16 protein-coding genes and 1 pseudogene are annotated in these 17,380 nt (G+C 64.0%); 12 read left to right on the forward strand and 5 right to left on the reverse strand.

What is annotated here, in order from left to right:
• Positions 1-365 precede the first annotated feature (365 nt).
• Positions 366-1,274: a DMT family transporter gene (locus HYN69_RS10785; protein WP_108435737.1), complete on the reverse strand. Its 909-nt coding sequence runs from the start codon at positions 1,272-1,274 to the stop codon at positions 366-368.
• 169 nt (positions 1,275-1,443) lie between these two features.
• Between HYN69_RS10785 and HYN69_RS10790 the strand changes: the two genes are divergently transcribed.
• The 4 genes from HYN69_RS10790 (at position 1,444) to rarD (ending at position 5,451) form a co-directional block, all read left to right on the forward strand.
• Positions 1,444-1,854 carry a Fur family transcriptional regulator gene (locus tag HYN69_RS10790; protein WP_108435738.1) on the forward strand — a complete coding sequence of 137 codons (411 nt, stop codon included), beginning with the start codon at positions 1,444-1,446 and terminating at the stop codon, positions 1,852-1,854.
• Between the two features lie 2 nt (positions 1,855-1,856).
• Positions 1,857-2,741: a DMT family transporter gene (locus HYN69_RS10795; RefSeq protein ID WP_108435739.1), complete on the forward strand. Its 885-nt coding sequence runs from the start codon at positions 1,857-1,859 to the stop codon at positions 2,739-2,741.
• Between the two features lie 63 nt (positions 2,742-2,804).
• Positions 2,805-4,082 (forward strand): phosphopyruvate hydratase, encoded by a 1,278-nt coding sequence (gene eno, locus HYN69_RS10800; RefSeq protein ID WP_108435740.1) that lies wholly within the window; start codon positions 2,805-2,807, stop codon positions 4,080-4,082.
• A 487-nt stretch (positions 4,083-4,569) separates the two neighbouring features.
• On the forward strand, positions 4,570-5,451 hold the full coding sequence (rarD, locus tag HYN69_RS10805; RefSeq protein WP_108437161.1) for an EamA family transporter RarD: 882 nt from the start codon (positions 4,570-4,572) through the stop codon (positions 5,449-5,451).
• A gap of 230 nt (positions 5,452-5,681) precedes the next feature.
• On the opposite strand, the gene HYN69_RS10810 is transcribed toward rarD, so the two are convergent.
• Positions 5,682-6,773, reverse strand: a complete 1,092-nt coding sequence (locus HYN69_RS10810; RefSeq protein WP_108435741.1) for an anhydro-N-acetylmuramic acid kinase — start codon at positions 6,771-6,773, stop codon at positions 5,682-5,684.
• A gap of 74 nt (positions 6,774-6,847) precedes the next feature.
• Between HYN69_RS10810 and tyrS the strand changes: the two genes are divergently transcribed.
• A complete protein-coding gene (gene tyrS, locus HYN69_RS10815) occupies positions 6,848-8,104 on the forward strand; it encodes a tyrosine--tRNA ligase (RefSeq protein ID WP_108435742.1) in 1,257 nt (418 codons plus the stop codon).
• Between the two features lie 128 nt (positions 8,105-8,232).
• Here tyrS and HYN69_RS10820 read toward each other — a convergent pair whose 3' ends face one another.
• The 3 genes from HYN69_RS10820 to HYN69_RS10830 all read right to left on the reverse strand — a co-directional run bounded on the left by HYN69_RS10820 (position 8,233) and on the right by HYN69_RS10830 (position 10,302).
• Positions 8,233-9,087, reverse strand: a complete 855-nt coding sequence (locus HYN69_RS10820) for a glycosyltransferase family 25 protein (RefSeq protein ID WP_216824595.1) — start codon at positions 9,085-9,087, stop codon at positions 8,233-8,235.
• A 104-nt stretch (positions 9,088-9,191) separates the two neighbouring features.
• Positions 9,192-9,803: a peptidylprolyl isomerase gene (locus HYN69_RS10825; protein ID WP_108435744.1), complete on the reverse strand. Its 612-nt coding sequence runs from the start codon at positions 9,801-9,803 to the stop codon at positions 9,192-9,194.
• Positions 9,793-10,302: a peptidylprolyl isomerase gene (locus HYN69_RS10830; protein WP_108435745.1), complete on the reverse strand. Its 510-nt coding sequence runs from the start codon at positions 10,300-10,302 to the stop codon at positions 9,793-9,795. The genes HYN69_RS10825 and HYN69_RS10830 overlap by 11 nt, the downstream gene beginning before the upstream one ends.
• A 138-nt stretch (positions 10,303-10,440) precedes the next feature.
• On the opposite strand from HYN69_RS10830, the pseudogene HYN69_RS10835 reads away from it, so the two are divergent.
• The 7 genes and pseudogenes from HYN69_RS10835 (at position 10,441) to HYN69_RS10865 (ending at position 17,342) form a co-directional block, all read left to right on the forward strand.
• Positions 10,441-11,633, forward strand: a pseudogene (locus HYN69_RS10835) (phosphoglycerate kinase).
• Between the two features lie 60 nt (positions 11,634-11,693).
• On the forward strand, positions 11,694-11,921 hold the full coding sequence (locus tag HYN69_RS10840; RefSeq protein ID WP_108435746.1) for a BON domain-containing protein: 228 nt from the start codon (positions 11,694-11,696) through the stop codon (positions 11,919-11,921).
• Positions 11,922-12,033: 112 nt separating this feature from the next.
• Complete coding sequence (locus HYN69_RS10845; protein WP_108435747.1) at positions 12,034-12,963, forward strand: class I fructose-bisphosphate aldolase; 930 nt, start codon at positions 12,034-12,036, stop codon at positions 12,961-12,963.
• A gap of 157 nt (positions 12,964-13,120) precedes the next feature.
• Positions 13,121-13,423 carry an FtsB family cell division protein gene (locus HYN69_RS10850; protein WP_108437162.1) on the forward strand — a complete coding sequence of 101 codons (303 nt, stop codon included), beginning with the start codon at positions 13,121-13,123 and terminating at the stop codon, positions 13,421-13,423.
• Between the two features lie 241 nt (positions 13,424-13,664).
• Positions 13,665-14,654: a pyruvate dehydrogenase (acetyl-transferring) E1 component subunit alpha gene (gene pdhA / locus HYN69_RS10855; RefSeq protein WP_108435748.1), complete on the forward strand. Its 990-nt coding sequence runs from the start codon at positions 13,665-13,667 to the stop codon at positions 14,652-14,654.
• A gap of 13 nt (positions 14,655-14,667) precedes the next feature.
• Positions 14,668-16,041, forward strand: a complete 1,374-nt coding sequence (locus HYN69_RS10860) for a pyruvate dehydrogenase complex E1 component subunit beta (protein WP_108435749.1) — start codon at positions 14,668-14,670, stop codon at positions 16,039-16,041.
• An 11-nt stretch (positions 16,042-16,052) separates the two neighbouring features.
• Positions 16,053-17,342: a pyruvate dehydrogenase complex dihydrolipoamide acetyltransferase gene (locus HYN69_RS10865; RefSeq protein ID WP_108435750.1), complete on the forward strand. Its 1,290-nt coding sequence runs from the start codon at positions 16,053-16,055 to the stop codon at positions 17,340-17,342.
• Positions 17,343-17,380 lie beyond the last annotated feature (38 nt).

The following is a 17,380-nucleotide window of genomic DNA, read 5'->3' on the forward strand; positions in this document are numbered from 1 at the left end:
ATGGGATCGCCCCGCCCCAAAGAGGCAAGCTGCAGCATCTGACCTTATGCTGGCTGTGCGATGTGATCTTTGCCCGATCTTGACTGGCCACTAAATGTTGTGGCCTTCCCGACTACTTCGTCAAGGTGTCGTAATTTCCGGCTCGTTTCAAACGGTTTATTTTACTTTTTGTGAGGATTTTTGCCTTGACGGATTTTGCGTCACACCCACGGGCACGCATCAACCGCCGCAAAGGTTTGCTCAACCTGTGGGCTACGCTGTGGACAAAACCGCAAAGCTTTGGGGATGGTTGAAAAAAATCTTTTCAATCAGCGCACTTGCACCGGGGCCCCCGGGAAGGGCGAGGCCGCCTGCTTCAATGTGGATCAAACGGCGGGGCGATTCCCGCCGGGCAACGCTTTGCGACGATTGATCAGGACGATCCCGAGAGCAACAAGCGCGCCCGACCCGAGAATCGCCATCGTGATCGTCTCGTCGAAGAGTAACCAGCCCATGAAGATGGCAAAGACCGGCGTCAGAAACGAGAAACTCGCCACAGTGGCGGAAGGATAGACCGACAAGAGCCAGAGCCAGCAGATGAAGCCGCCCGCCACCACGACCGAGGATTGGAACAACAGCCCCGCTATATGGAGGGGCTGCAAATCGCGGATCAGCGGGCCGAACAGGGGCGAGAGCGCAAGCAGGATCGGCCCGGACACAAGCACCATCCAGAAAAGCTGCATCTCTGGCCCGGCCTCGCGCAGTTTGCTTTTTCGGGCGATAAAGGCAGTGCCCGCCCAGCCGAAGGCCCCCGCAAGCGCACAAAGATCGCCCAGCAGGGTGCCACCGGTCGAAGGGGACCGCGACACGATCGCCCAAGCCGTGCCGAGAAAGGCGCACAAAAGACCCGCCGCTTTGGTCGGCGTGATCTGCTCGCCCGGAAGGCCATAATGCGCCAGAATCGCCATCCAGACCGGCATCGAATAAAAGATGACCGAGGCGCGGCTTACGGCGGTCAGGTCGAGCGCCACGAAAAGGCAAAGAAATTCGGCCGCGAAGACCGTGCCGATCAGCAGGCCCGGTGCAAGATGCTCGCGCTGCAACACCGGCGGCCGCCCCCTGCCCCACAGCCATGCCCAAACAAAGAGCGCCCCCAGAAGCGACCGAAGCCCCGCGAAGAACACCGGCTGCAAACCGGCGTTGACGAATTTGACCATGATCTGGTTCGCAGCCAGAAGCAGCGTCACGCCAAGCAGGGCCACAGCCCCCACGGTATCGAGCCGATCCTTCCGCATCCTGCCACCCTGCCCTTTGCGGCAAAGCCTGTGTCGGCGCACGAAGCCCTGTCAAGGGCAGCGGCGCCTTTGCCAGGGGCGGGCGATCGCGCATGACGGGGGGAAAGCACTGGCCCTGCGACGGCAGATGGCTTAAACGCCGGAACAGACAGATGCGAAGGCTTGCCCGATGGCAGATATCATTGCCCGCTGCGAGGCCAAGGGCCTGCGGATGACCGAACAGCGCCGGATAGTGGCGCGCGTGATCGGCGAGGCCGAGGATCACCCCGATGTCGAAGAGCTTTACGCCCGCGCCGCGCGTGTCGATCCGCGCATATCGATCGCAACGGTCTATCGCACGGTGAAGCTGTTCGAAGAGGCCGGAATCCTCGACCGGCTGGAATTCGGCGACGGGCGTGCGCGCTACGAGGATGCCGAGCGTGACCATCACGACCACCTGATCGATGTGAACACAGGCGAGGTCATCGAATTCGTCGATCCTGAAATCGAGGCGCTGCAAGAGCGGATTGCAGAGCGGTTGGGGTATCGCCTTGTCGGGCATCGGCTCGAATTATTGGGCGTTCCGGTCAAGAAAAGCTGAAGATGACGCACGCAAGGGACAATCTGCGCGGCATCCTTTTGATGGTCGCGGCCATGGCGGGCTTTGCCATGGAGGATATGTTCATCAAATGGGCCGCAAGCGACCTGCCCACGGGGCAGATTTTGCTGATGATCGGGTTGGTCGGGGCGGCGGTCTTTGCGGCCATGGCGCGGGCGCAAGGACAGCGGACGTTCGTGAGGGCGGCGCTGCATCCGGCGGTCATCGGGCGCAATCTGGGCGAGATGATCGGCACATACGGGTTCGTGACGGCCCTGACGCTGGCGCCTTTGTCGACGGTGTCGGCGGTGGCACAGGCCATGCCGCTGGCCGTGACCATGGGGGCTGCGCTTTTCCTTGGCGAAACCGTGGGTTGGCGGCGCTGGACGGCGATTGTCGTGGGCTTTCTGGGGGTTCTTCTGATCATCCGCCCCGGTCTTGAGGGGTTCGATCCGAACGCGCTTTGGGCGGTGCTGGCGGTCTTTGGCCTTGGCGCGCGCGACCTGTTCACGCGGCGGATGCCTGCGGAAATCACCACCATGCAGCTTTCGGTCTGGGGGTTTCTGGCCGTGGCCGTGCTGGGGGCGGGGATGCTTTCCGTGTCGGGCGGGGGGCAGGTTCCGGCGGCGGCGCAAGCCGGTTACGTGGGCGGGGCGCTGGCTTTCGGCATTGCTGCCTATTGGGCGCTGACGGCGGCGAACCGGCTGGGCGAGATGTCGGTGATAACCCCCTTTCGCTATTCGCGGCTGATCTTCGGCGTTGCCTTGGGGGTACTGGTCTTCGGCGAGCGGCCGGATGTCATGACGCTGTTGGGTGGATTGGTCATCATCGGCTCGGGACTTTACACATTTGCCCGCGAACGGGCCCGCAAACGCACACTTTCCTTGTAAACGCCAAGCCGCTAAAGCAAGCCGCGAGAGCACCATTCGTCAGCCCAAGGAGGCCTACAGCCCATGAGCACGATCATCGACATTCACGCCCGCGAAATCCTCGACAGCCGTGGCAATCCCACGGTGGAAGTGGATGTGACACTGGAAAGCGGCGCGATGGGCCGCGCGGCGGTGCCCTCGGGCGCTTCGACCGGCGCGCATGAGGCGAACGAGCGGCGCGATGGCGACAAGTCGCGCTACATGGGCAAGGGCGTGCTGGAAGCGGTCGCCGCGGTGAATGGCGAAATTGCCGAGGAATTGGTAGGGTTTGACGCGACCGAGCAAGTTGGCATCGACCGCACCATGATCGAGATGGACGGCACGCCGAACAAGTCGCGCCTTGGAGCGAATGCCATTCTGGGCGTATCGCTGGCGGTGGCCAAAGCGGCTGCGGAAGTGACTGGACAGCCGCTTTACCGCTACATCGGCGGCACCTCGGCGCGGGTGCTTCCTGTGCCGATGATGAACATCATCAACGGCGGCGAGCATGCCGACAACCCGATCGACATTCAGGAATTCATGATCATGCCGGTCGGCGCGGATGATATCCGCGACGCGATCCGCATGGGGTCGGAAGTGTTCCACACGCTGAAGAAAGAGCTTCAGGCGGCAGGCCACAACACCGGCATCGGCGACGAGGGCGGCTTTGCGCCGAACCTGAACTCGGCCCGCGATGCGCTTGATTTCATTCTGAAATCGATCGAAAAAGCAGGGTACCGTCCGGGCGAGGATATCTACCTCGCGCTCGATTGCGCGGCGACCGAATACTTCAAGGGTGGCCGTTACGAGATGAAGGGCGAGGGGAAATCGCTGTCCATCGAGGAGAATGTCGCCTTCCTTGCGGGGTTGGCTGCGGATTATCCGATCATCTCGATCGAGGACGGCTGCTCGGAGGATGACTGGGCAGGCTGGAAGCTGTTGACCGAGACGCTCGGCAACAAGATCCAGCTGGTCGGCGACGATCTGTTCGTGACCAATCCGCGCCGCCTTGCGGAAGGTATTTCAAGGGGTTGCGCCAATTCCATGCTGGTCAAGGTCAACCAGATCGGCACGCTGACCGAGACGCTGGAGGCCGTCGATATGGCGCATCGTGCGCGGTATACCAACGTGATGAGCCACCGGTCGGGCGAGACGGAAGACGCCACGATCGCCGATCTGGCGGTCGCGACGAACTGCGGGCAGATCAAGACCGGATCGCTGTCGCGGTCGGACCGGTTGGCGAAGTATAACCAGTTGATCCGTATCGACGAAATGCTGGGTGCCACGGCGGAATACGCGGGCCGGTCGATCCTGCGGGCGTAAGCCTGCGCTTTCCGGTCGGATCAGGGCCTTGCACTGCACAACCGATGCACGACCGATGCAGACGTTTTGCCGAAAGGCATGAAGATCGGTTAAGGAATTGCCCTCGCCTGACAGCGGGGGCTTTTTTTCTTTTGGCGGCCCCCCGGTGCCCCCCGCCCCCGCTCCCAGACCCTCTTGCCCCTTGCCCCCTCTCCCAGACCCTCTTGCCCCTTGCCCCCTCTCCCCGACCCTCTCCCCCGTGGGGAGAGGGAGAGGACCGCCGCGCAGGCGGCGCGTCCGGCTTTGGCGGCGGGCGTCTCCCGAGGATATTTCAGACACGGAGAAGATCGCAGGTTGCCGCGACCCCGTTTTGCGTGTCGCAGGTATCCGGGGGGAGGGGCGCGGGACGCGCGCCGTCAGGGGGCGGGAAGCCCCCCGAGCGCGGCGGAATTGTCAGGGTGACAAGTTGGGCGTGGTGGCTTTCGGGCGGGCGGGCTATGCCCGACGCATGACCAGCGCCAAACCGAACATCGATACACCGCGCGGCTTTGCCTTCGCGCTTGCCGCTTATCTGTTGTGGGGCTTTCTGCCGCTCTACATGAAGGCGCTTGCTGCCGTGCCTGTGGCCGAGGTCATCGCGCATCGCGTGATCTGGTCGGTGCCAGTGGCGGGGCTGGTGCTGATCTGGCTGGGGCGGACCGCCGAGTTGAAGGCCGCGCTGAAGACGCCGCGCATGCTGGTCATGGGAGCGGTGACGGCGGCGCTGATCACGATCAACTGGGGCATCTATGTCTGGGCGATCCAGTCGGGCCATGCGCTGGAAGCGGCGCTGGGCTATTACATCAACCCGTTGTTTTCGGTCTTCCTTGGCGCGGTTTTGCTGAAAGAGCGGATGTCGCTGGCGCAGAAGGCGGCGATTGCGCTGGCCGCGCTCGCCGTGGTGGTCCTGACGGTCGAGGCGGGGGCGGTGCCGGTCGTGGCCATCGGGCTGACGCTGAGTTGGGGCGCTTATGCCTATTTCAAGAAGATGCTGCCCATTGGCCCCAATCAGGGCTTCATGCTGGAAGTGCTGATCCTGTCGCCTTTTGCGCTTGGGTATCTGCTGTGGCGGGGAACGGAAGGCGCGCTGTTCACGGCGGGGGGCGGGACGGTTGCGCTGCTTTTGGGGGCGGGGGTCGTGACGGCGGTGCCCTTGATGCTTTACGCCAACGGGGCAAAGCTGTTGCGGCTGTCGACCATCGGCGTTTTGCAATACATCGCTCCGACGCTGATTTTCCTGACGGCGGTTTTCCTGTTCGGCGAACCCTTCGGAATGGCGCGGGCGATTGCCTTTCCGATGATCTGGGCGGCTCTGGTCATCTATACGGTTTCGCTGGTCCGGCAGAAGTAGGGGCTAAGGTGCGAGAAATGGTAAAGGCGCGTGCCTTTGCCACGCGCTGCGTGTTCCGCCATCGTGCCGTGTGCCCAAAGCACACGGCCAGCGCCCGCCCCGCCCATGGCGGGCGCTGGCCTTTGGGGGTTCGCGGGACAACAGGTCTGGTTGCAGTGTGGTGCCACGGGCGGGGAAACGCGGGTCGCGTTTCCCCGCCCGCAAAGGCCTGATCGAAGCAAGCAAACCCGTCAGGGCCTGCTGACCTTGCCCCCGCCGACCAGTGCGGGAACGCCTGTCGTCGTGGGGCCGGAGGTGGGCAGGCCGCGCGCCACGCGCACGGCGAGGAAGGCGAAGGCCTGCGCTTCCAGCATGTCGCCGTCAAGGCCTGCCGCTTCGACCGGTTCGGCGTCAAGGCGGAGGCGGGTGGAAAGTTGGGACATGAGGGTGGCGTTGTGGCGTCCGCCGCCCGTTACGAGCAGGCGCGCGACCTGGGTGGGGAAATGCTCCGCGCCGCGCGCCACGCTGGCGGCGATTGCGGCGGTAAGGGTGGCTGCGGCGTCTTGTGGTGCGAGGTGGGTTACGTCGAGGCTGGCGTGAAAATCGTTGCGGTCGAGTGACTTGGGCGGCATGCGGTAGAAATAGGGATGGGTCAGGAAGCGGTCGATCAGCGTTTCGTCCACCGTTCCGGTAGCGGCAAAGGCACCGCCCGCATCTTGCGGGGTGCCGGTCAGGCGCTGCATCAGGTCGTTGAGCGGGGCGTTGGCGGGGCCGGTGTCGAAGGCGAGAAGTGCGCCCGCATGTTCAGGCGCGGTCTGGCGCGGGTCGATCCATGTGACGTTGCCGACCCCGCCGAGGTTGAGGATGGCGAGGGGAAGCGCCGCGCCGATATGGCGGGCCAGCGCGAAGTGGTAGAAGGGGGCGAGCGGCGCGCCCTGCCCGCCCATGGCAACATCGGCGCTGCGGAAATCCCAGACTACGGGCAGGCCGAGCGTGCGGGCCAGCAGGTCGCCGTCTCCGGCCTGATGCGTGCCCTGACCCTGCGGATCATGCGCGAGGGTCTGGCCGTGAAAGCCTGCGATTTCCGCCCCCGTGAAGCGCGACATGAGTTCGGCATGGGCGGACTCAACCACGGCGGCGGCGGCGGCCACGGCAGGATCGCCCGGCCATTGGCCAAAGGCTGCGCGGATGGTGGCCTGTTCGGCAGGCGAATAGGGGCGGTAGGCGGTGGGGCCGAAGTCGAAGATGCGGGTGCCATCGGTCAGAACCATTGCTGCATCGACCCCGTCGAGCGAGGTGCCCGACATGGTGCCCAAGGCCCAGACCGCGCCGCCCTTTTGCATTTGCCGCTGCTCCCCTTTCTTTCGGGCCAAAGCCCGACTATACCGCCAAGCGCAATTTAAAGCACGGGTGCCCCATGACCTACCATGCCAAATCGGACTTCATGCGCGTGATGATGACGCGCGGCTATCTTGCCGATTGCACGGATTATCAGGCGCTGGACGAGGCTTTCGCAAAGGGCGTGGTGCCCGGCTATATCGGGTTCGATGCGACGGCCAAGTCGTTGCATGTGGGCAGCCTGATCCAGATCATGATGCTGCGCTGGTTGCAGAAATGCGGTGGCAAGCCGATCGTGCTGATGGGTGGGGGCACGACCAAGATCGGGGATCCGTCTTTCCGCGCCGACGAGCGGCCTTTGCTGACCGACGCGCAGATCGACGGCAATATCGCAGGGATCAAGCGGGCGTTTTCGCCTTATGTCACGTTCGGGGACGGGCCGACCGATGCGGTGATGGTGAACAATGCCGAATGGCTGGACCAGCTGAATTACATCGGCTTCCTGCGCGACATCGGCAAGCATTTCAGCGTCAACCGGATGCTGTCGTTTGAATCGGTAAAATCGCGGCTGGACCGCGAGCAGTCTTTGAGCTTCCTCGAGTTCAACTACATGATCTTGCAGGCTTACGACTTTCTGGAACTGAACCGCCGCTATGGCTGTCTGGTGCAGATGGGGGGCAGCGACCAGTGGGGGAATATCGTCAACGGAGTGGACCTCACACGGCGGGTGGTGGACCATGAGGTTTACGGGCTGACCTCGCCGCTGCTGACCACCAGCGATGGCAAGAAGATGGGCAAAAGCCAGAACGGTGCGGTGTGGCTGAATGGCGATCTGCTCAGCCCGTATGAATTCTGGCAGTTCTGGCGCAATACGACCGATGCCGATGTGGGGCGGTTCCTGAAGCTGTACACCGACCTGCCGCTGGACGAATGCAACCGTTTGGGCGCGCTTGCCGGGTCAGAGGTGAATGCCGCCAAGATCGTGCTGGCCAATGCGGTGACGACGCTGCTGCACGGGGCCGAGGCGGCAGAGGCGGCGGAAGCTACGGCGCGGCAGGTGTTCGAACAGGGCGGGATCGGCGACGATCTGCCGACCGTTGCGCTGTCGGTGGCCGAGGTGGCCGATGGCGTGGGGATCGTGCAGTTGTTCGTGCGCGCGGGGCTGGCGGCGAGCGGCAAGGACGCCAAGCGGCTGATCGCCGAAGGCGGGGCGCGGGTGAACGACGAGACCGTGCTCGACGCCGGTCTGCGCTATGGCGCGGGCGATCTGGCGGAGCCGTTGAAGCTGACGGCGGGCAGGAAGCGCCACGCTTTGGTGGTGCTGGGCCACGCCTGAACGGGCAAGCGGGCGCCGGAGCGGGGCTTTAGCCGCGGTCCGGCGCCGTCTCGGGGTATTGCCGACCCGACGGGTCTTTGCGCCCCGAGCCGCGTGTGTGCGGTGCCTTGGGGTTGGCTGCAGCGCGGTCAGGCGCTGTCGCTGGCCCATATCTTGCGCCACAGGCCCGGAAGCGCCCTGCCCCGCGACTGCGGGGTCGTCAGGGTGACGACCTGCGCCCGACCTGTCGCCAGAAGGAAAAGCTGGATGTGCAGCAGGCTGACCTCGTTTGCCGCGCGGCGCAGCGAGAGGGCAAGTCTGGCAAACGGCTTGCGGCGCACCGCGTTGTTTTCGGCAAGCCGCGGGGCCTTGATATCCGAGCCGAGGCCGACGCTGTTATCCTGCCAGACCAGCGGCGGCACCACGATTGCGGGGCGCAGCAGCCCGCAGAGGCGCGAGACGGTTTCGTTGAACAAAAGGTGGTCGACCGGCACGTCGTAACTGCCCGAGAGCGAGAGCGCGATTTCGGCCCCTTTGCGCGAGATGATGTAGCCCGCCGATCCGGTATGGCGCGAGTACATGCGCCGCACCTCTCTCTGACCCGCCGGGGTGCGGGCGAGCACCTTTCCCGCAAGGATCTTGGAGGCGCGTTTGGGGGCGAATTTCTCGACCTTGACCAGATCGACGCCAGCCGGAATCCAGCCGTCATCGGCTATCAGGGCGGTGACGTCCGGGTGCAGCACCGCGTCATCCTCGAGGATCAGGGCATGGCGTAGGCCGGTGTCGACGATGTGCTGCCATGCCTTGACGTGGCTGGCGGTGCAGGCACGTGTGGTGTCGGGCATCGCGCCGATGGGGCCGGTCTTTCGCGAACAGGCGAGGTCGGCTTGGGGAACGCTTCGGCCATCGACGGCCGATATGCGGTGACAGGCGATGCCCATCGCATCGAGCATGCGGGTCATGGCCGAAAGCCGGTCGCCCCGCGTGTCGAGATTGATCAACAAGACCCCGACGGGGTGCAAAACACTCATACCAACCACACTGATACCCCTGCCGCACCTGCGGCAGGTCACATAGGAAAAGGGGGCGTTTCCGCCCCCTTACAAACTCACTCGGCCACGGTAACCGTGGCCATGTAGTCGGGGTCGATCACCGCGCCATTAGCGGCATCGTCGCCTTTTTTGACGGCATCGACCACGTCCATGCCCGCGATCACATGGCCGACCACGGTGTATTGCCCGTCAAGGTGCGGCGCGGGGGCGAACATGATGAAGAACTGGCTGTTGGCCGAATCCGGATCCATCGAGCGGGCCATGCCGACGACGCCGCGATCAAACGGCATCGACGAGAATTCGGCTGCAAGGTCAGGCAGTTGTGACCCGCCGGTGCCCGCCATCGACGTGTCGCCGCCATACTTGCCGTATTGCACATCGCCGGTCTGGGCCATGAAGCCGTTGATGACGCGGTGAAAGACCACGCCGTCATAGGCACCCTCTTTCGCCAGCGCCACGATCTGCGCCACGTGATTCGGGGCCACATCCGAGGCAAGGTCGATGGTCACGGTGCCGGTGGTGGAGCCTGCAACCTCGATCGTCAGGTTGGGGCCTGGACCGTCGGTCGCATCCTGTGCCACGGCTGCCGATTGCGACAGGCCGTAACCGCCAAGGGCGGCAAGGCCGAGGGCGAAGATGCCCCCTGCGATCAGACGGTCACGCGACATCGGCGGCCACCCGGACGGTGATCATGCGGTCGGGAGTGGCTGGCGGCTCGCCACGGGTGATCTTGTCGACATGTTCCATGCCCGAAATCACGCGGCCATAGACGGTGTATTGGCCGTTGAGGAAATGGTTGTTCGAGAAGTTAATGAAGAACTGGCTGTTGGCCGAGTTCGGGTTCTGGCTGCGGGCCGCGCCCAGCGTGCCGCGGTCATGCGGGATCTTGCTGAATTCGGCGGGCAGGTCAGGCAGGTCGGAGCCGCCGGTGCCTGCGCGGCGCAGGTTGAAGTTGTTTTCCATATTGCCGTTTTCGACATCGCCGGTCTGGGCCATGAAGCCGTCGATCACGCGGTGGAAGGCCACGTTGTCATAGGCCTTGGCGCGGGCGAGTTCCTTCATCCGCTCGGCATGTTTCGGGGCGATGTCCGACAGGAGTTCGATAACCACCTCGCCATCCTTGAGGGTGACGATGACGGTGTTTTCGGGGTCTTTGATCTCGGCCATGTCGGATTCCTTCGCGAATTTGCTGCGCGGGAACCTAATGGCGGTCAGGCGTCATGGAAAGGGCAAATGGCTGCGTCATGGTTGACGAATGGCCCGGATGCGCGGAAAGAGGGGCAAAATCGGCTTGGAGGGCCTGCGATGGCGTGGAAGACACTCGACGATGTGGCGTTGGCGGGAAAGACCGTGCTGGTCAGGGTCGACATCAACGTGCCGATGGAAGCGGGCCGCGTGACGGACGCGACGCGGATCGAGAAGATCGCACCAACGGTGGAAGACATCATCGCGCGGGGCGGCAAGGTGGTGCTTCTGGCGCATTTCGACCGGCCCAAGGGCAAGGTGGTGCCCGAGATGAGCCTGGGCCATGTGGTGGCGGCTCTCGGGGCGGCTTTGGGGCGCAAGGTCGTGTTCGGGACCGATTGCGTGGGCGAGGCGGCAAAGGCGGCGATTGCGGCGGCGGGCATGGCTGATGTGGTCTTGCTGGAAAACACGCGGTTTCATGCGGGCGAAGAGAAGAACGATGCCGCTTTGGCAGCCGGGATGGCGGCTTTGGGCGATGTCTTCGTGAATGATGCGTTTTCGGCGGCGCACCGCGCGCATGCGTCGACCGCTGCTTTGGCGGGGCTGCTGCCCAATGCTGCGGGGCGGTTGATGGAGGCGGAGTTGCGGGCGCTGGAAGCGGCGCTGGGAAATCCGGTGCGTCCGGTCGTGGCGGTCGTGGGCGGGGCGAAGGTTTCGACGAAGCTCGACCTGCTGGGCAATCTTGTGACGCGCGTGGATCATCTGGTGATCGGCGGGGGCATGGCGAATACGTTTCTGGTGGCGCAGGGCGTCGAGGTTGGAAAATCCTTGGCCGAACGCGACATGGCGGCGACGGCGCTGGAGATCATCGGCAAGGCCAAGGCGGCGGGTTGCACCATCCATCTGCCGGTCGATGTGGTCGTGGCGCGCGCGTTCAAGGCGGGGGCGGACAGCGAGACCGTGGCTGTGGGTGATTGCCCCGCGGATGCGATGATACTGGATGCGGGGCCGCGGACCGTGGCGGCGCTGGAAGCGGTGTTTGCGGACTGCAAGACGCTGATCTGGAACGGGCCGCTTGGCGCGTTCGAGATCAAGCCGTTCGATGCGGCGACCAATGCGGCGGCGAAGGTGGCGGCGCGGCTGACCAAGGCGGGGGCGCTGGTTTCGGTCGCGGGGGGCGGCGATACGGTGTCGGCGCTGAACGCGGCGGGGGCGGCGGGCGATTTCACCTTTATCTCGACGGCGGGGGGGCTTTCCTCGAATGGATGGAGGGCAAGGAGTTGCCGGGGGTCGCCGCGCTGACCGGAAACTGACGGGCGGGGAACGGGCTTGCGCCGTGCTGCGTTCTGCTTTGGCAGGACAAGGGACGCCAGATGGTACAAGAGATTCCTCCACGGTCGGACGATGCGATGATCGCGCGGGTGCTTGCAGCCCTTGGCGCGCCCGAGATCGGGCTTGACGAGGTTCAGGTCGAATATATCGAAGACACGCTTGTGCTGCGCGGGCGTGCCCCGAGCGCCGAGAAGCGCGACGAGGCGGGGGCGCTGGCACAGGCCGTTTCGGGCGCTGCGGGGGTGGAAAACCGCATCCGCACAGGTTGAGCGGCGAATTTCGCCGCTGGTTGCGCTAACAGGTTTGCGCCAGCCTTCCGGCTTGGATTAAGGGCTTGGGAAAGGCCTTTGCCCGATATGTCACGACAAAAGGGATGACAGAATGCGCGCGTCGAAAACCGTCCAGAAAATCCTGAGCTTCTATGAAGGCGAAACCCCCGGTGTGAAGGGCAACCTGTGCCGGATGCTGATGGAGGGCAAACTGGGCGGGACGGGCAAGATGATCATCCTGCCGGTCGATCAGGGGTTCGAACATGGACCGGCGCGCACCTTTGCCGCCAATCCGGCGGGATACGATCCGCATTATCACTATCAACTGGCGATCGATGCGGGGCTGAACGCCTATGCGGCGCCCTTGGGGATGCTGGAGGCGGGGGCGGATACCTTTGCGGGGCAGATCCCGACGATTCTGAAGGTGAACAGCGCCAACAGCCTGATGTCCGATACCGCGGGGCGCAATCAGGCGATCACCGCGTCGGTGGATGACGCGCTGCGGCTTGGCTGTGCGGCCATCGGCTTCACCATCTATCCCGGCAGCGACATGGCGCTGGAGATGTACGAAGAAATTTCCGCCATGCGGCAGGAGGCTGCGGCAAAGGGGGTGGCGACCGTGATCTGGTCCTATCCGCGCGGCGAGGCGGTGACCAAGGATGGCGAGACGGCGATCGACGTGGCGGCCTATGCCGCGCAGATCGCGGCACTGCTGGGCGCGCATATCATCAAGATCAAGCTTTCCACCGACCATCTGATGCTGGGCGAGGCGAAGAAGGTTTACCTCGACCAGAAGATCGACGTGGCATCGCAGGCGGCGCGCGTGCGGCATTGCATGCAGGCGTCGTTTGGCGGGCGGCGGATCGTGGTGTTCTCGGGCGGGGCGAAAAAGGGCGAGGACGGGGTTTACGACGACGCCCGCGCCATCCGTGACGGCGGCGGCAACGGGTCGATCATCGGGCGCAACAGCTTCCAGCGGCCGCGCGACGAGGCGCTGGCGATGCTGGGCAAGCTGGTCGATATCTACAAGGGTCGGGCGTAAGCCCTGCGGGCGGGGCCGTTCTGGCGGCCCTGCCCTGTCGCTCTGTGGCGAGAAAGACTCATTAAGCGTAGCGAGTGACCGAAGGGGGATTCCGTCGGCGATTCGTTTGTGACAGAATCGCCTGACCCGCCCGCAAGAGGCCGGAACGAGGCAGATGATGAGCACGCTTGCAACGCGCCCCTCGCTTGGGGCCATGCTGTATTTCCTGACGGCCCTGACCTTGGGCTGCTATTTCACCTTTGCCGCCGTGCAGGGCGATTATGGTGTGTTCCGTCAGGTCGAGATTTCCGCCGAGGCCGAGGGGTTGCGCGTCGAGCGTGACAAGCTGGCGGCGGAGCTGGTGGAAATGCAGAACAAGACCAAGCGTTTGTCCGACACCTATCTGGATGTGGACCTGCTGGACGAACAGGCCCGCGAAGTGCTGGGCTATGTGCGGGCAGATGAGATCGTGATCCGCTAGGCGCGTGCTTTTCCTGCGCCGGACAGAAGGGGCGCTGCCCCTCGCCCGCAAGCGGGCTCACCCCGGAGTATTTTCGCAAGGATGAAGCGGCAAGGCGGGTGCGAGCCAACCGGTTTTTGCATGGCAGATATGCGCCGGCCCCGACCACGGGCCGGTTTTTTGTTTTGACCCAATAAACACCGATAGGCTAAGGATGGTTTAAGGCTAAACTACTTTTGCCAGCGACGGGAGGATACCAGCGATGGCCGTAAAGAAACCGAGCGACAGACCGAATGTGTCGCGCGAAGAGCTTCTGAAATATTACCGCGAGATGCTGCTGATCCGCCGCTTCGAGGAGAAGGCGGGACAGCTTTACGGCATGGGTCTGATCGGGGGGTTCTGCCACCTGTATATCGGGCAAGAGGCGGTCGTCGTCGGGCTGGAAGCCGCGGCGAAAGAGGGTGACAAGCGTATCACCAGCTATCGCGACCACGGCCATATGCTGGCCTGCGGCATGGATGCCAAGGGTGTGATGGCCGAGTTGACGGGGCGCATCGGCGGCTATTCCAAGGGCAAGGGCGGGAGCATGCACATGTTCTCGAAGGAGCGCCATTTCTACGGCGGCCACGGGATCGTGGGCGCGCAGGTGCCGCTGGGGGCTGGGCTGGCATTCGCCGACAAGTACAAGGGCAACGACAACGTGACCTTCGCCTATTTCGGCGACGGGGCGGCGAACCAGGGGCAGGTCTACGAGACCTACAACATGGCCGAGTTGTGGAACCTGCCGGTGGTGTTCGTGATCGAGAACAACCAGTATGCGATGGGCACTTCGATGAAGCGGTCGACCAAGTCGCCGTCGCTGTGGGAGCGCGGTGCGGCCTATGGCATCAAGGGCGAGGCCGTCGACGGCATGGATGTGCTGGCGGTCAAGGCTGCGGGCGAGAAGGCGGTTGCCGCCTGCCGTGCCGGCGAGGGGCCGTATATTCTGGAAATGATGACCTATCGCTACCGCGGACACTCGATGTCGGACCCGGCCAAGTACCGGACCCGTGAAGAGGTCGAAAAGATGCGGTCGGAAAAGGACGCGATCGAGCATGTGCGCGATCTTCTGGTGACCGGGGGTCTTGCGACGGACGAAGACCTGAAGGCTATCGACCGCGACATCAAGGCGGTCGTCAACGAAAGCGCCGAGTTCGCCAAGGAAAGCCCAGAGCCGCCCTTGGACGAGCTTTGGACGGATATCTACGCGTAAGGGGGAAGTCAAAATGGCAACGCAAGTACTGATGCCCGCGCTTTCTCCGACGATGGAGGAAGGCACGCTGGCCAAATGGCTGGTGAAAGAGGGCGATGTGGTCAAATCGGGCCAGATCATCGCCGAGATCGAGACCGACAAGGCGACGATGGAATTCGAAGCGGTGGACGAGGGGACGGTGGGCCGTCTGCTCGTGGCCGAGGGCACGTCGGGGGTGAAGGTGAACACGCCGATTGCGGTGATGGTGGACGAGGGCGAAAGCGCGGATGCGGCGGCCCCTGCGGGTGCTCCGGCGGTTGTTCCGGTGGCGGCGCCTGCGGTGTCGGCACCTGCGGTGGTGGCTGCGGCCCCTGCGCCGGTGGCTGCTGCAGGCTGGCCCCACAGCGACCTGCCCGAGGGTGTGCCGACCAAGACCATGACCGTGCGGGAAGCCCTGCGCGAGGCGATGGCCGAGGAGATGCGCGCCAACCCCAACGTCTTCCTGATGGGGGAAGAGGTGGGCGAGTATCAGGGTGCCTACAAGATTTCCCAAGGCTTGCTCGATGAATTCGGCCCCAAGCGCGTGGTCGACACCCCGATCACCGAGCATGGCTTTGCCGGTATCGCCGTCGGCGCAAGCTGGGGCGGGCTGAACCCGATCGTCGAGTTCATGACCTTCAACTTTGCCATGCAGGCCATCGACCACATCATCAACTCGGCCGCAAAGACGCTATATATGTCGGGTGGACAGATGGGGTCGCCCATCGTGTTCCGGGGGCCGAACGGGGCTGCGGCGCGGGTGGGCGCACAGCATAGCCAGGATTACGCGGCGTGGTATGCGGCCATTCCGGGGATACGGGTGTGCATGCCCTATTCGGCGGCGGATGCGAAGGGCCTGCTGAAATCGGCCATCCGTGATCCGAACCCGGTGATCTTCCTTGAAAACGAGATCCTTTACGGGCGGTCGTTCGAGGTGCCGAGCGAGGGGGATTTCACCATTCCCTTCGGCAAGGCCTCGATCCTGCGGGCGGGGACGGATGTGACCATCGTTTCATTCGGCATCGGTTTGACCTATTCGCTGCAAGCCGCCGAAGAACTGGCCAAGGAAGGCATCAGCGCCGAGGTGATCAACCTGCGGACACTGCGGCCAATCGATTACGATACGGTTCTGGCGTCGGTGATGAAGACCAACCGCTGCGTGACGGTGGAAGAGGGCTTCCCCGTCGGGTCCATCGGCAACCATATCGGTGCAGTGATCATGCAAAAGGCGTTCGACCATCTGGACGCGCCGGTGGTGAACTGCACGGGCAAGGATGTGCCGATGCCCTATGCGGCCAACCTTGAGAAACTCGCGCTGACGACGACCGCCGAAGTGGTCGCCGCCGTCAAATCCGTTTGCTACCGCTAAGGGAGGGTATCATGGCAACCGAAATCCTGATGCCCGCGCTTTCTCCGACGATGGAGGAAGGCACGCTGGCGAAATGGCTGGTCAAGGAGGGGGATGTGGTCAAATCGGGCCAGATCCTCGCCGAGATCGAGACCGACAAGGCGACGATGGAGTTCGAGGCGGTCGACGAGGGCGTGATTGGCAAGCTGCTGGTGGCCGAGGGCACGGGCGGCGTGAAGGTGAACGCGCCGATTGCCGTGCTGCTGGACGAGGGCGAGAAGATGGGCGACGCGCCGGCCAAGGCCGCGCCCGTTGCTGCGCCTGCGGCGGCTGTCGCGGTTGCCGCGCCGGTGGTGGCGGCGGCTGCTCCTGCCGTGGCCCCTGTCCCCGCTGGCGCGCGGGTCTTTGCCTCGCCGCTCGCACGGCGGATCGCTGCGGAAAAGGGCTTGGACCTGACCAAAGTTCAGGGGTCCGGTCCGCATGGGCGGATCGTCAAGGCCGATGTCGAGGGGGCAAAGCCGGTTGCGGCAACTGCTGCTCCGGCTGCGGCGGCTCCCACGGCCTCCGCTCCGGCGGCGTCGATGCCCACGGGTATGGCGGCGGAAACGGTCATGAAGATGTATGCCGACCGGCCCTATGACGAAATCGCGCTGGACGGCATGCGCCGCACCATCGCGGCGCGGCTGACCGAGGCGAAACAGACCATCCCGCATTTCTACCTGCGGCGCGATGTGCGGCTCGATAGCCTGATGGCCTTTCGCGAGCAGTTGAACAAGCAACTGGAAGTGCGCGGCGTAAAGTTGTCGGTCAACGATTTCATCATCAAGGCCAGTGCGTTGGCGCTGCAAGCCGTGCCGAATGCCAATGCCGTCTGGGCGGGTGACCGTATCTTGCGGATCAAGCCTTCCGATGTGGCGGTGGCCGTTGCGATCGAGGGCGGGCTGTTCACGCCCGTGCTGAAGGACGCGCATGCCAAATCGCTGTCGAGCCTGTCGGCCGAGATGAAGGATCTGGCGGCACGCGCCAAGACCAAGAAACTGGCCCCGCACGAATATCAGGGTGGCAGCTTTGCGATCTCGAACCTCGGGATGATGGGGATCGACAATTTCGACGCCGTGATCAATCCGCCGCACGGGTCAATTCTGGCGGTCGGCGCGGGGGTGAAGAAGCCCGTGGTGCTGAAGGACGGGTCCATCGGCGTGGCGACCGTGATGTCGATGACGCTGTCGGTCGATCACCGCGTGATCGACGGGGCGCTTGGCGCGCAATTCCTGCAAGCCATCGTGGACAATCTCGAAAACCCGATGGCGATGCTGGCCTGAGCTACAGCGAAAAACACAAGAAAGCCCCCCGAACCACT

This window comes from Gemmobacter aquarius, assembly GCF_003060865.1.
GTDB lineage: Bacteria > Pseudomonadota > Alphaproteobacteria > Rhodobacterales > Rhodobacteraceae > Paragemmobacter > Paragemmobacter aquarius.

Bases quoted from the DNA above. Each gene is read 5' to 3' on its own strand.
- HYN69_RS10810 (WP_108435741.1), bottom strand. From the start codon at position 6,773: ATGCAAAAGGGCGGCGCGGTCTGGGCCTTGGGCACCATGTCGGGCACC.
- HYN69_RS10830 (WP_108435745.1), bottom strand. From the start codon at position 10,302: ATGGCCGAGATCAAAGACCCCGAAAACACCGTCATCGTCACCCTCAAG.
- HYN69_RS10860 (WP_108435749.1), top strand. From the start codon at position 14,668: ATGGCAACGCAAGTACTGATGCCCGCGCTTTCTCCGACGATGGAGGAA.
- pdhA (WP_108435748.1), top strand. From the start codon at position 13,665: ATGGCCGTAAAGAAACCGAGCGACAGACCGAATGTGTCGCGCGAAGAG.
- HYN69_RS10850 (WP_108437162.1), top strand. From the start codon at position 13,121: ATGAGCACGCTTGCAACGCGCCCCTCGCTTGGGGCCATGCTGTATTTC.
- HYN69_RS10840 (WP_108435746.1), top strand. From the start codon at position 11,694: ATGGTACAAGAGATTCCTCCACGGTCGGACGATGCGATGATCGCGCGG.
- rarD (WP_108437161.1), top strand. From the start codon at position 4,570: ATGACCAGCGCCAAACCGAACATCGATACACCGCGCGGCTTTGCCTTC.
- tyrS (WP_108435742.1), top strand. From the start codon at position 6,848: ATGACCTACCATGCCAAATCGGACTTCATGCGCGTGATGATGACGCGC.
- eno (WP_108435740.1), top strand. From the start codon at position 2,805: ATGAGCACGATCATCGACATTCACGCCCGCGAAATCCTCGACAGCCGT.
- HYN69_RS10865 (WP_108435750.1), top strand. From the start codon at position 16,053: ATGGCAACCGAAATCCTGATGCCCGCGCTTTCTCCGACGATGGAGGAA.
- HYN69_RS10795 (WP_108435739.1), top strand. From the start codon at position 1,857: ATGACGCACGCAAGGGACAATCTGCGCGGCATCCTTTTGATGGTCGCG.
- HYN69_RS10825 (WP_108435744.1), bottom strand. From the start codon at position 9,803: ATGTCGCGTGACCGTCTGATCGCAGGGGGCATCTTCGCCCTCGGCCTT.
- HYN69_RS10790 (WP_108435738.1), top strand. From the start codon at position 1,444: ATGGCAGATATCATTGCCCGCTGCGAGGCCAAGGGCCTGCGGATGACC.
- HYN69_RS10785 (WP_108435737.1), bottom strand. From the start codon at position 1,274: ATGCGGAAGGATCGGCTCGATACCGTGGGGGCTGTGGCCCTGCTTGGC.
- HYN69_RS10845 (WP_108435747.1), top strand. From the start codon at position 12,034: ATGCGCGCGTCGAAAACCGTCCAGAAAATCCTGAGCTTCTATGAAGGC.